Here is a 12381-nt window from a genome sequence, read left to right on the forward strand (position 1 = left end):
GCTCTCAGGCTGACGCCACCGATCTGGCGTTAGTCGCAATCTGCCGGCGGAACCATTCGAAGGTGCGCTGGATCCCCTCCTGGTAGCCGGTTTTTGCCTCCCAATCGGGAAGCACCTGTCTTGCCATGGTCAGGTCAGGGCACCGGTTTGTTGGATCCTGCGGGGCAGGCGCACGGTGTTCGATGCGGCTGCCCGGAACAAGCGAACTGACGAATTTCGCGGTCTCGAGAACCGAGACCTCGCGATTGTTGCCGATGTTCAAGGGCCCCCGGTGCGAGATGCCGTCGCGCCAGAAGAACCGCTCCAACCCGTCGACGATGTCGTCGATGTAGCCCCAACTGCGCGATTGGGAGCCATCGCCATAGACGGTCAGGATTCCCGTGGTCAGCGCTTGGCTGACAAAATTCGAAACGGCGCGGCCATCATCGATGCGCGTTCGCGGCCCATAGGTGTTGAACAGCCTGACGACGCGCACATCGAGTCCGTTGACGCGTTGTTCTTCGAACAGCAGCGCCTCGGTGCAGCGCTTGCTCTCGTCATATGAGGCCCGTGGCCCGGTGCAGTCCACGGATCCTCGATAGGTCTCCGGCTGCGGCGAGACCAGGGGATCGCCATAGACTTCCGAAGTCGAGGTGAAGCAGAAGCGACCGCCGGGCTTGAGCAGCGACAGAAGATTGAGCGCGCCGCCTATGTTGGCCCTAATCGTGCGCGCCGGCTCGCGCATATACCACACGGGCGAAGCCGGTGACGCCAGATGGATGATCTCGTCAAAATGCCGGCTGGCGGTGAAGCTTTCGGCATCGGCAATCCGCAGGCTGAACCGCGGGTCCGAGACATGGGCAATGTTATCTTGCAATCCGGTCCACAGATTGTCGACGACAACAAGCGTTTCCAAATCATCGCGCCGCAGCAGGCGATCGACAAGATGGGAACCAATGAAGCCGCAGCCACCAGAAACCAACACGCTGCGTGGCATGCGCACTCCCCTCCAGAAACTCTTTGTTCAACGCCCCGGATAGGCCCGTTTCCCAGAACTATGGGAACCATGTCCTATCCAGATCCGTGGGACTTCTAGCAGTGCTTTCATCGATGCCGCAATTGCAGCGATCAAACTTGTTCCGCGCCAATTGGTGGCCGGCTGTCCGAAGATGAACCATCGCCGGATATATGGCGCGGATCGGTAAGCGTATTTTCGCCGGTTACAGTGCCTTTTGCGGGCAAGGCGTTCCCGCGGCATCGCCGCAGCGCGACGCCGTTGGCTGTGGTCTGATGCTCAATTCTTCGGACTGGCGCACAAGCTCGGCGAAGATCAGCGCGAAGCTACCCAGCATGACAAAGACGATGATCAGGCGTGTTACCGGCAATATGTCGGCCTCGTCTGGCTGGTGCGTGCCCCCCAAGACCGGAATCATCCAGGAGATCTTGCGCACAAAACAAAAGTGCCACAGCGCCCTCTTGGTCTCCCGAAGGATACAGCGATGCTGCGGGCGCCCCACGCCACCCATGCCGGCTAACATGATCGATCGGGCTTTACGAGAGCTTAAGCCCCCTCTTAACCATCACATTCGCTCAAGCCATGACATCAAGCGCGACCTGCCGGTCCGGGCGATGCCGTCGCGGCATGGCCTTGCCGGCTGGCACGACGGCTCCCTTTGCAGACCTACCCGCACCATGCTACCCCGGCGCTGGCGCGGCCAGACCCGCCGCCGCCAATCGGTCGCGATCGGGGAGCCATGAGCACAGCCGCCAACAGCATCGCCTTCGTCTCGTCCGACACAGCAGACGCCAAGGCTGCGCTGGAGAGCCTGTCGGCCCGTTATGGCCAATGTCCGGTCGCCAATGCCGGGGTAGTCGTGGCTCTGGGCGGCGACGGGTTCCTGCTGCAGACCCTGCGCGACACGATGGGGACGGGGAGGAAAGTCTACGGCATGAACCGTGGCACCATCGGTTTCCTGATGAACGAGTATCGTTCCGGCGGCCTCACCGAACGCATCGCGGCCGCCGTCGCCGAGACGATCCGCCCGCTGGAGATGCAAGCCGTCACCTCGGAGGGTGAAACGGTATCCGCACTGGCGATCAACGAGGTGGCGCTTTGGCGCCAGTCCTACCAGACGGCAAAGATTCGCATTACCATCGATGAGCAGATACGGCTCGAAGAGCTGAACTGCGATGGCGTGATGATCGCGACGCCGGCCGGATCGACCGCCTACAATCTTTCCGCGCACGGGCCGATCCTGCCGCTCGACGCCCCACTGCTGGCGCTCACGCCGGTCAGCCCGTTTCGCCCGCGCCGCTGGCGTGGCGCATTGCTCTCCAACAAGGCGACCGTGCGCTTCGACATTCTGGAGCCGGAAAAGCGGCCGGTGAACGCCGCCGCCGACCATACGGAGGTCAAGGCGGTGACCTCCGTAACGGTTCGCGAGTCGCCGACAGCAACGGCGACCCTGCTGTTCGATCCCAATCATTCCTGGAACGAGCGCATCCTGGCCGAACAGTTCCGTTACTGAGCCGGCACACAGACAAGCGGCCGGATTAGGCATAGCGATTAAGGTTACAAGTTCACAATCGCACCAATCCCGCCCGTTTCTGTTGACAAATCGCGGACTTGCGCCTAATCGCAATGCCAATCTTGCAAGCGCGTGGCGCTTGCCGCGACGAATAACGTTGCGCCTCCCCGAACCAGCCAAAGACAACAACACTTGTCCTCAGACACCACGATCGCTCAAGAAGCGTTGACCTTTTCAGACCTCGGCCTGTCGCCGAAGGTGCTTTCCGCAGTTACCGATGCCGGCTATACGCAGCCGACTCCGATTCAGGCCGGTGCCATCCCGCACGCCTTGCTCGGCAAGGATGTGCTGGGCATAGCCCAGACCGGCACCGGCAAGACCGCCTCCTTTGTGCTGCCGATGCTAACCCGGCTGGAAAAGGGGCGCGCCCGCGCCCGTATGCCGCGCACCCTGATCCTGGAGCCGACACGTGAGCTTGCCGCGCAGGTCGAGGAGAACTTCGTCAAATACGGCAAGAACCACAAGCTCAACATCGCGCTTCTGATCGGCGGCGTATCGTTCGACGAACAGGACAAGAAGCTGGAGCGCGGCGCCGACGTGCTGATCGCGACGCCCGGCCGCCTGCTCGACCACCGCGAGCGCGGCAAGCTTTTGCTCAATGGCGTCGAGATCCTCGTCATCGACGAGGCCGACCGCATGCTCGACATGGGCTTCATTCCCGATATCGAGCGCATCTGCGAGATGATCCCGTTCACCCGGCAGACGCTGTTCTTCTCGGCGACCATGCCGCCGGAAATCACCAAGCTGACGGAGAAATTCCTGCACGCGCCGGTGCGTGTCGAAGTCTCCAAGGCAGCCTCCACCGCCACCAGCATCACCCAGCGGCTGGTGAAGTCCGGTTCGAAGCCGTGGGACAAGCGCGAGACGCTGCGCAACCTGATACGGGCCGAGGACGCGGAACTGAAGAACGCCATCATCTTCTGCAACCGCAAGGTCGAGGTGTCGGAACTGTTCCGCTCGCTGCTGAAATACGATTTCGATGCCGGCGCCCTGCATGGCGACATGGACCAGCGTGCCCGCATGCAGATGCTCGCCAATTTCCGTGACGGCAAGCTTCGCTATCTCGTGGCTTCGGACGTCGCCGCGCGCGGCCTCGACATCCCCGATGTCAGCCACGTCTTCAACTATGACGTGCCGATCCATGCCGAGGATTATGTCCACCGCATCGGCCGCACCGGACGCGCCGGACGTTCCGGCAAATCCTTCACCATCGCGACCAAGTCCGACACCAAGTATATCGACGCCATCGAACGGCTGATCGGCAACAAGATCGAGTGGCATGACGGTGACCTGTCGACCGTGGTCGCCAGCGAAGGTGAAGACGATGCGCCGCGCCGGGGCAAAGGCGCGCCGCGCCGCGCCGGCCGCAAGGACGATGACCGCAAGGACAGGGGCGAGCGCAAGAAGGGCGGCGAACGTCGCGCCAGACATGGCGAGGAAGAGGCCTCTCCGGTAGTCGCACAGCAGGAACAGCCCGATGTGGCTGAGACGGCCGTCGCCGATATCGGCGAGCGGCGCGCGCGCAAGGATGCGATCCGCTCGGAAAACAGCGAGCGCAAAAGCTCCACGGATCGTGCGCCGGAACGGGGCGACACCAGGCCGCAGCGCGATGGCAACCGCCCTGCCCGCCACCGGCAGGAAGACAACGACACCACCGTGGGCTTTGGCGACGACATGCCGGCCTTCATGCGCATCGTCGCCAAGGTATAATCCAGACCGCTTTCGAGGGCACGCCGGCCAGCCGGCATGCCCCTTGGGCGAACTCCAAACGTGCATCGGTTCGAACCGGCCTGGACGACGCGCTTCATGCATGTCGCCCTGCTGAAACCGGCGTCATTGCTGGACGCCATCGGTTGGCCTGGCTCGCCTGCTACATTGGCCCGGGCATCATCTTGGTCGGTTTCTCCAGCATCGGAAACTCGGCCTTGTTGCATTTCACGTTCGGGTTCGTTGGACTGAACATGCCGTTCGGATTGTCCCTGAACAGCCAGGCGTGAAGATCGTAGTGGACGAACTCCCTCGGGATGAGCGGATAGTGTCCCTCCATCGGCCCCATGAAGGTTTGGCCAAACAGCTTCGGCGGCTCTTTGGTATCCGGCGTCAGCGGCACCAGCCATTCCACGCCGACCAATTTCAGACCCTTCTTGGTCGGCTCGTAGATCAGGACGTTGGGCTTCATCGGGTCGAGTTTCTGGCCGACACTTGGGACGTTGACAAAATGGATGCCCATGGCCCCTTTCGGATAAAACATCGCGCCGGATATCTTTTCGCCGCCATAATAGACGCACCCAACGGTCGACAGATAAAGGTCGCGGACAGCTGCGGTGTAGTCTTCATACTTGGCCAATGACTTCTTCAAGGCTTCGATATCGGCCTTGTTGGCTTCTTCGGCTTGGGCCGTGGCAGCGTCAAACGATACGCCGAGAAGGCCGGCCAATACGAGGACGCCGCAACGCCCAAGGCGAGCTGTTCTTGTCATGCATTCCTCCCAGATATTTCATCTGGCCGTGCAAGACCGAGGCGGGAAAATGTTTGATTGCGCGGCCAGTTGTACCGCCTCATCCCCTCTGGAACAGCAATGATGCTATTCCTTTCCAGGCCTGTGGGAAAGCTGTTATTTAGAACTAGCTAATTCTCAGGCACGCCAATCTGAGGAGCGCCTAAGTCCCCTCAAACAAAAACGGCCCCCGTGGGGGCCGTTTCGCATTCACTTGCCGAACAATCAGGTGAGCGGCGACAGCTGGATCTCGACGCGCCGGTTCTGGGCGCGGCCTTCGGCCGTCGCGTTGGATGCGATCGGACGCGTCTTGCCGAAGCCGGTGACGGCGAAGCGGCGCTGATCGACGCCCTGCCCGGACAGATAGTTGGCGACCGCCAGCGCACGGCGCTGCGACAGATCGAAATTGTGCTGCTCACCGCCCGTCGAATCGGTGTGGCCAAACACATCGACGGTCGTCTGGCGGAACCTCTTCAGCACCAGCGCAACGGAATTCAGCACCGGGTAGAAGCCGGGCTTCACCGCATCCTGATCGACATTGAAGGTGATGTCGGACGGCATGTTGAGGATGATCTGGTCGCCGCTGCGGGTGACGCTGACGCCGGTGCCCTGGAGCTGCCGGCGCAATTCCGCCTCGTTCTGATCCATCGTCGCGCCGATGGCGCCACCGGCCAGCGCACCGATGCCAGCGCCAATCAGCGCGTTGCGGCGGTCATTGCCGCCGGCAAGCAGACCGAGGCTCGCACCTGCCAGGGCGCCGAGACCGGCACCAGCGGCCGTGTTGGAAATCTTCTGGTCGCCCGTATACGGATCGGTGGTGGTGCAGGCGCTCACGAGCAAAGCCGTCGCCATGACGACGAGCACGGTCTTCTTCATAAATGATCCCTCTCCAAGTCGCGCCTTTTTCGACGGCGCCAAATCAACCCTTCCCGCGACTTGTAACATGAATTGCGGCGAAAAGCGGAACAGGAAAAACGCCCGCGACGGCTTTTCCCAGGGTCAGTCGCCTTGGCGGCTACCAGAGATTCTTGCCGTCAATGACCACCACTTCGACCTTGTCGAGATCGAAATCATCGAACAGCCGCGAATTGATGCTGATCTTGGGATTGTCGAAATCCGGCTCGCCGGTCGACCAATATAGAAGGCAACGTTTTTCAGTGGCGTGATGAGCTTGAACTGCGATGGGGTGTAGTAGGCCCAGAGCGAGCCGCGTTTCGAGCAGAACGAACAGGTGCACTGCGTCACCGTCCGCGGTGCCTCTGAAACCTCGAATGTCGTCGCCTTGCAATGGCAGCTTCCCTTGATGGTCATCGACGTAACCTCTCCGTTGTCCGCCGCCCATGCGGCAGGGCACCATAAAGAAGCGATCCTGACAACTGTCCGTCAGCAGGCTCCACGCCTGACCAGCCGGCCGGAAATCCTAGTAGGACGATGGCGGCACGAACAGGCAGATGGTCTTGCCGGCATCGAGCCCGGCCTCATGCGCGCACCAATGAAATTCGCCGTCGGGCGAATCCTTGATACGTCTGTCGCTGTAAGCCAGCACCTCCCCGGTGTCCTTGATGACATAGCCTTCCGGGCGCTCGCTGATCGAAGTCTGCGACACCTCATGGCAGTCGTAGTTCGCGCAGCAGGCGAACGGATATCTCCAGCCTTGCGGCTTGGCCGCGGTCGGCTTGGCGTCATGCGCCAAGGCAGGCACCGACAGAAGCGCGATCACACACGCCGCGCACAGGGGAATGACAAGCTGGCCAACCGATGGAACGGCGATGGCCGATCTGGAATTGGCGGCAAACATGGGAACGTTCCTTTCAAACGAGGTTCAAGCGTTTCTTGCTTGCCCGTTCCCGGAACGTGTCTTCCCAGCGGCCAAATCGTCAGCAGATATGCCGCGACCGGCCATAAATGCTTTTGTCTCTTCCTGCCCTCGAAGGTGAGCCGAAATGTGAGTCGGCGCAAGAAATTGCTGCATGAGACGCGCAGCTGTTGCCTGGCCGAGCAAGGCAGCAACTACCTGCCGTTAACAGGCAGGGCAGATCTTCGGCGATGGCCCGCTTCCTCCTGAAGAAGGTGCAAGCCATCGCAACCCAGGTCAGTGGCGGACGGGCTAGTCCAGATCCGCCACGGCCTCGCCGGCGCCGCCCTCGATGCGTTGCGACAGCGAGGCTTCCATGAAGTCGTCGAGGTCGCCATCGAGAACGCTTGACGGGCTGGTGCTTTCGACGCCGGTGCGCAGATCCTTGACCAACTGATAGGGCTGCAACACGTAGGAACGGATCTGGTGGCCCCAACCGATGTCGCTTTTCGAGGCTTCGGTAGCGTTGGCGACGGCCTCACGCTTCTTCAGCTCTTCCTCGTAGAGCCGCGAGCGCAGCATCTCCCAGGCCTTGGCCTTGTTCTTATGCTGTGAACGCTCAGCCTGGCAGGCGACCGCTATGCCGGTGGCGATATGGGTGATGCGCACGGCCGAATCGGTGGTGTTGACATGCTGGCCGCCGGAACCCGACGAGCGATAGGTGTCGATGCGCACATCCGATTCCGAAACATCGATCTCGATCCTATCATCGACGACTGGATAGACCCAGATGCTGGAGAAGGACGTATGGCGACGCGCATTGCTGTCATAGGGCGAAATGCGCACCAGGCGGTGGACGCCCGATTCCGTCTTCAGCCAGCCATAGGCATTGTGGCCCTTGATCAAGAGCGTAGCGGATTTGATGCCGGCCTCTTCGCCATCATGCACTTCCAGCACCTCGACCTTGAAGCGGCGGCGCTCGGCCCAGCGCGTGTACATGCGCAACAGCATCGAGGCCCAGTCCTGGCTCTCGGTGCCGCCGGCGCCGGCATGAACTTCGAGATAGGTGTCGTTGGCGTCCGCTTCACCCGACAGCAGCGTTTCGACCTGGCGGGCCTTCGCCTCGCCCTGCATCGATCGGATTGCCGCTTCGGCCTCGGCGATGACGCCCTCGTCGCCTTCTTCCTCGCCAAGCTCGATCAAGCCGATATTGTCTTCCAGCGCCTGCGTCAGGCCCTTGACCGCCGCGATGCCTTCCTCGAGGCCCTGGCGTTCGCGCATCAGCTTCTGGGCTTCCAGCGGTTCGTTCCAGAGGCTGGCGTCCTCGGCCCGCACATTCAGGTATTCAAGCCGCTTTATGGCCTGATCCCAGTCAAAGATGCCTCCTCAGCAGGGTTATCGCCTGCCTGATCTCGTCGACAATATTCTGCGTTTCCGCGCGCATGGCCTGGTATTTCGTCCTGTTGCTGAAGTGACGCTTGGGTCGGCGCGATACATAGGGACGGCGTCGCCATGTGTAAAGCGAAATGGGCCGGCCCCAGGCCAGCCCAACAGGCTGCATCGAGCCCCGTCAGTAGAGGCCGCCGCCGCCGTCCTGGATGGCCTGGTTCGCCTGCGGCGACAGTGCGCCGCCCGATGCGTTGGAGCCGTCGGCACCCATGCCGATCACCCAATAGCTGTCGGCCGGACCGGTGCCCGGCTTGAAGGCCTCGATGATGGTGCCCGGATCGCCCGACGTGGCACGCATGCCGGTCTTGCGGTTGATGGCGATCAGATTCATGCCGTCCGGCACCTTGAAGTCGACATTGGGCGTGCCGTCCAGCGCCACACGCATGAAGTCCTTGAAGATCGGGGCGGCGAGACCGCCACCGGTGGCGCCATGGCCAAGGCCGCGCGGCGTGTCGTAGCCCATGTACAGGCCAACCACGAGGTTCGGTGTATAGCCGATGAACCAGGCGTCCTTTTCGTCGTTGGTGGTACCGGTCTTGCCGGCGATGTGCCGTCCCAGTTCCCCGATGGTGGCGCCGGTGCCGCGTTGCACCACGCCTTCCATCATCGAGGTGATCTGGTAGGCAGTCATCGGATCGAGCACCTGCTCGGAATTGTCGACCAGTTCCGGTTCCGGCTGATTCTTCCACTCAGGCGCGTTGCAGCCTTCGCAGCCACGCTCATCCTGCTTGAACACGGTCTTGCCGTAGCGATCCTGGATGCGATCGATCAGCGATGGTTTGATCGACTTGCCGCCATTAGCCATGATCGAATAGGCCGAAACCATGCGCATGACGGTCGTCTCGCCGGAGCCCAGCGCCATCGGCAGATACGGCGCCAGATGATCGTAGACGCCGAAGCGCTCGGCATATTCGACGACCAGCTTCATGCCCATGTCGTTGGCAAGCCGCACGGTCATCAGGTTGCGCGACTTCTCGATGCCGGAGCGCAGCGTTGCCGGCCCGGCGACGGTGCCGTCATAGTTCTTCGGTGTCCAGGTCGTGTTGCCGCTCTGGATGGTGATCGGTCCGTCCATGATCACCGAGGCCGGCGTATAGCCATTGTCCAGTGCCGCCGAATAGACGATCGGCTTGAACGAGGAGCCCGGCTGGCGCATCGCCTGGGTGGCGCGGTTGAATTCCGACTGCGAATAGGAGAAGCCGCCGACCATGGCCAGCACGCGGCCGGTATGCGGATCCATGGCGATCAGGCCGCCTTCCACCTCGGGAACCTGGCGCAGGCTGTAGGCAGTGTCGGAACCTTCGTTCTTTTGCACGAAGATCACGTCGCCCGGTTTCAGCACGTCGGCCGGCGACTTGGCCTTGACGGTCTTGCCATCGACCAGATGGCGCATGGCAAAACCCATGTCGTCCTTGCTGACGGTGCCCTCGACGCGTTCCTTGACGATGTCGCCCGACGCCTGACGTGCGGGCTGCAGGCCGATCGACAAGCCAGTCGCGGAGCTGTCGAGCACAACGGCCAGCGACCATTCGGGAACGTCTTCCAGGCCCTTGACGGCGCCCAGCGCCACGCCCCAGTCGCCGGATACGTCGATCGTCTTCATCGGCCCGCGATAACCGCGCAGCGTGTCGTATTTCATCAAGCCGTTCTGCATCGCCCTGCGGGCAATGAGCTGGACCTTGGGGTCGAGGGTGGTGCGAATGGAGAGGCCGCCCTCATAGAGCGCATTCTCGCCGTAGCGGGCGATGATCTGCCGACGAACCTCTTCGGTGAAATACTCGCCGGCGAAAAGATAGGAGCCGGCGCGCCGCGGCGAAACGCCAAGCGGCTCGGCCTTGGCCTTGGCACCCTCTTCGGGCGTCACATAACCATTCTCGACCATCTGGCCGATGACCCAGTTGCGCCGCTCGATCGCCCGATCGGCGTGCTTGAAAGGATTGTAGTTGGCCGGACCTTTCGGCAGCGATGCCAGATACGCGGCCTCAGCCACGGTCAGTTCGTTCACCGATTTGTCGAAATAGGTCAGCGCGGCGCCGGCCACGCCATAGGCGTTGAAGCCGAAGAAAATCTCGTTGAGATAGAGTTCGAGGATGCGATCCTTCGGGTAAGCCTGTTCGATGCGGAAGGAAAGGATGGCCTCCTTGACCTTGCGTTCCAGGGAGCGCTCGTTGGTGAGCAGGAAGTTCTTGGCAACCTGCTGGGTGATCGTCGAACCACCCTGCATCGGTCCACCCGAAACGTAAGTGAGCACCGCTCTACCCAACCCCGTTATGTCGACACCAGGATGGCTGTAGAAGTTCTTGTCCTCAGCGGACAGGAAGGCCGCCTTGACACGGTCCGGGATAGCCTGGATCGGCAGATACAGGCGCCGTTCGCGCGCATACTCCGCCATCAGCGAGCCGTCCGAGGCATGGATGCGGGTGGTGACCGGCGGCTCGTATTTGGCGAGCACTTCGTAGTCGGGCAGATCCTTTGCGACATGGCCGATGTACAGGGCAACGCCCGCCGCGACCAGAAGGGCCAGCGTCGTGCCGATGCCGAAGAAATAGCCAATGAGACGAATCATACCCGCTCCAGTCCTTGGTTCGGGAATTTCCTAAACGAAGCCGCCTTCCACGCAAGCTTTCGAACCGGTCCCAATCCGTAATCGAAAACCCATGTCGCCACCATGTGGACAAAATACGGCAAGGCTTGCTTTCATGACCTCGAGCCGGAAATAAAGGCACCGGGTGTTGTCATCCAGCAACGCCGCCTTAGGTTGCAGGCGCCGCCAGGCATGTCAACCTCCGGTCCCCGTTCCGGCACGAGCGGAAGCGAACAGCGCAACGGCGTTGGTGATGCTTTGTGCGGCCTTGCCGCGCCATTCGGCGTCGAGCAGTTGCGCCTCGTCCTTGGCATTCGAGAGATAGCCGAGTTCGACCAGCACGGATGGCACGTCCGGCGCCTTCAGCACCTTGAATCCCGCCGAACGCTGCGGATTGTTGATGAGGCCGACGCTGGTCGAAAGCTGGCCGACCAGCGTGTGCGCGAAACTCATCGAGAAGGTGTGCGTCTCGCGGCGGATCAGGTCGATCAGGATGTCGGTCACTTCCTTGTTATCGTCCTTGATGACCATACCGGCAAACTGGTCCGAGAGATTCTCGCGGTCGGCAAGCGCCTGCGCCTCGGGATCGGATGCCTTGTCGGAGACCGTATATACGGTGGCGCCGCGGATGCCCTTGACGCTGATCGTATCGGCATGGATCGAAATCAGCAGATCGGCCTCATGCTGGCGGGCAATGCGCACACGGTCGTCCAGACGCAGATACTCATCGGTGTCGCGCGTCATGAAGACATCGTATTTGCCGATCGCCGTGAGCTTGTCGCGCAGCTCCGTGGCGAAGGCCAGCGTCACATTCTTCTCGATCGTACCGTTCAGACCCTCGGCTCCGCCGTCGACGCCGCCATGGCCGGGATCGATGACGACGGTGAAGCGATGGCCCGGATTGGAGACCGGCCCGGTGCCGACCCGTCCGCCCTTGTCGGTCGAAACCGTCGAGCCGGTGGTCAGCGCCTGGTTGGCAAGGGCGGCGTCGAACTCACGTTCGGAGGCGGCCGACATGTCGATGGCAATGCGGTAGCCGGTTCCGTCTTCATTCTTGAGCACATCCAGCTTGTCGACCGCGAACGGTCCCTTGCCGGTGAGGATCAGCCGAGAAACGCCCTCGCCGAGCTCGCCCAGGCGCACACTCTTGACCAGGCCGCGCGGCTTCAAGTCCTTGGCGTCGATCGCCAGCCTGGTATTCGCCAGGTCGATGACCAGGCGATTGGGTCCGCGCAGCAGGAACCACTTGATGTCCGGCTCGCGATCGAAATCCACGACGATACGCATCTTGGTGGCATCGCCCGCCATCTTGTAGCCTTTGGCCACGAGCGGCGCGTCGGCGGCATTGGCAATGGAGGAAAACGACTGGGAAATCACGACCAGCAGCAGCAGACAGAAGGCGCCGAGAATCCGGCCGCCAACACGACATCCCTTGTCTGTGAAGTCCGCCAGTCCCATCTCTCTTCCAGTCGCTCCCGGTTTGGCGCCA

The 12381-nt window shown here is 61.8% G+C and carries 10 protein-coding genes and 1 pseudogene; 2 read left to right on the plus strand and 9 right to left on the minus strand.

Features of this window, described 5'->3' with window-relative positions; all coding sequences use genetic code 11:
- Positions 1 to 4: 4 nt before the first annotated feature.
- Together FJ977_RS00155 and FJ977_RS00160 are read right to left on the minus strand one after the other, a co-directional pair.
- Positions 5 to 976 (minus strand): NAD-dependent epimerase/dehydratase family protein, encoded by a 972-nt coding sequence (locus FJ977_RS00155; RefSeq protein ID WP_140767711.1) that lies wholly within the window; start codon positions 974 to 976, stop codon positions 5 to 7.
- Positions 977 to 1199: 223 nt separating this feature from the next.
- Positions 1200 to 1517, minus strand: a complete 318-nt coding sequence (locus FJ977_RS00160; protein ID WP_246682794.1) for a hypothetical protein — start codon at positions 1515 to 1517, stop codon at positions 1200 to 1202.
- A 216-nt stretch (positions 1518 to 1733) separates the two neighbouring features.
- On the opposite strand from FJ977_RS00160, the gene FJ977_RS00165 reads away from it, so the two are divergent.
- Positions 1734 to 2507 (plus strand): NAD kinase, encoded by a 774-nt coding sequence (locus tag FJ977_RS00165; RefSeq protein ID WP_140767712.1) that lies wholly within the window; start codon positions 1734 to 1736, stop codon positions 2505 to 2507.
- Positions 2508 to 2699: 192 nt separating this feature from the next.
- Positions 2700 to 4277 carry a DEAD/DEAH box helicase gene (locus FJ977_RS00170; RefSeq protein ID WP_181179435.1) on the plus strand — a complete coding sequence of 526 codons (1578 nt, stop codon included), beginning with the start codon at positions 2700 to 2702 and terminating at the stop codon, positions 4275 to 4277.
- A gap of 160 nt (positions 4278 to 4437) precedes the next feature.
- Here the strand turns inward: FJ977_RS00170 and FJ977_RS00175 are convergent, their stop codons facing one another.
- From FJ977_RS00175 to FJ977_RS00205, 7 genes and pseudogenes are all read right to left on the minus strand, one after another.
- Complete coding sequence (locus FJ977_RS00175) at positions 4438 to 5046, minus strand: hypothetical protein (protein WP_140767713.1); 609 nt, start codon at positions 5044 to 5046, stop codon at positions 4438 to 4440.
- A gap of 243 nt (positions 5047 to 5289) precedes the next feature.
- Positions 5290 to 5940, minus strand: a complete 651-nt coding sequence (locus FJ977_RS00180) for an OmpA family protein (RefSeq protein ID WP_140767714.1) — start codon at positions 5938 to 5940, stop codon at positions 5290 to 5292.
- Between the two features lie 139 nt (positions 5941 to 6079).
- A pseudogene (locus FJ977_RS00185) lies at positions 6080 to 6375 on the minus strand (GFA family protein).
- Between the two features lie 109 nt (positions 6376 to 6484).
- The gene (locus tag FJ977_RS00190) at positions 6485 to 6862 is read right to left on the minus strand and encodes a hypothetical protein (RefSeq protein ID WP_140767715.1); all 378 of its coding nucleotides are present in this window, start codon (positions 6860 to 6862) and stop codon (positions 6485 to 6487) included.
- Between the two features lie 309 nt (positions 6863 to 7171).
- Positions 7172 to 8303 (minus strand): peptide chain release factor 2 gene (gene prfB / locus FJ977_RS00195; protein WP_096445560.1). Its coding sequence is split into 2 segments (ribosomal slippage): positions 7172 to 8236 and positions 8238 to 8303, totalling 1131 coding nucleotides; the frame shifts between segments, so codons are not numbered across the junction.
- A 126-nt stretch (positions 8304 to 8429) separates the two neighbouring features.
- A complete protein-coding gene (locus tag FJ977_RS00200) occupies positions 8430 to 10874 on the minus strand; it encodes a penicillin-binding protein 1A (protein WP_140767716.1) in 2445 nt (814 codons plus the stop codon).
- A gap of 213 nt (positions 10875 to 11087) precedes the next feature.
- Positions 11088 to 12350, minus strand: a complete 1263-nt coding sequence (locus FJ977_RS00205) for an N-acetylmuramoyl-L-alanine amidase (protein ID WP_140767717.1) — start codon at positions 12348 to 12350, stop codon at positions 11088 to 11090.
- Positions 12351 to 12381: the final 31 nt, after the last annotated feature.

Origin of the sequence: Mesorhizobium sp. B2-1-3A (assembly GCF_006442655.1) — a bacterium.
In the GTDB taxonomy this organism is placed as follows: domain Bacteria; phylum Pseudomonadota; class Alphaproteobacteria; order Rhizobiales; family Rhizobiaceae; genus Mesorhizobium.

Coding starts and splice junctions, on each gene's coding strand:
- FJ977_RS00155 (WP_140767711.1), bottom strand. CDS start 976: ATGCCACGCAGCGTGTTGGTTTCTGGTGGCTGCGGCTTCATTGGTTCC.
- FJ977_RS00160 (WP_246682794.1), bottom strand. CDS start 1,517: ATGTTAGCCGGCATGGGTGGCGTGGGGCGCCCGCAGCATCGCTGTATC.
- FJ977_RS00165 (WP_140767712.1), top strand. CDS start 1,734: ATGAGCACAGCCGCCAACAGCATCGCCTTCGTCTCGTCCGACACAGCA.
- FJ977_RS00175 (WP_140767713.1), bottom strand. CDS start 5,046: ATGACAAGAACAGCTCGCCTTGGGCGTTGCGGCGTCCTCGTATTGGCC.
- FJ977_RS00180 (WP_140767714.1), bottom strand. CDS start 5,940: ATGAAGAAGACCGTGCTCGTCGTCATGGCGACGGCTTTGCTCGTGAGC.
- FJ977_RS00190 (WP_140767715.1), bottom strand. CDS start 6,862: ATGTTTGCCGCCAATTCCAGATCGGCCATCGCCGTTCCATCGGTTGGC.
- FJ977_RS00200 (WP_140767716.1), bottom strand. CDS start 10,874: ATGATTCGTCTCATTGGCTATTTCTTCGGCATCGGCACGACGCTGGCC.
- FJ977_RS00205 (WP_140767717.1), bottom strand. CDS start 12,350: ATGGGACTGGCGGACTTCACAGACAAGGGATGTCGTGTTGGCGGCCGG.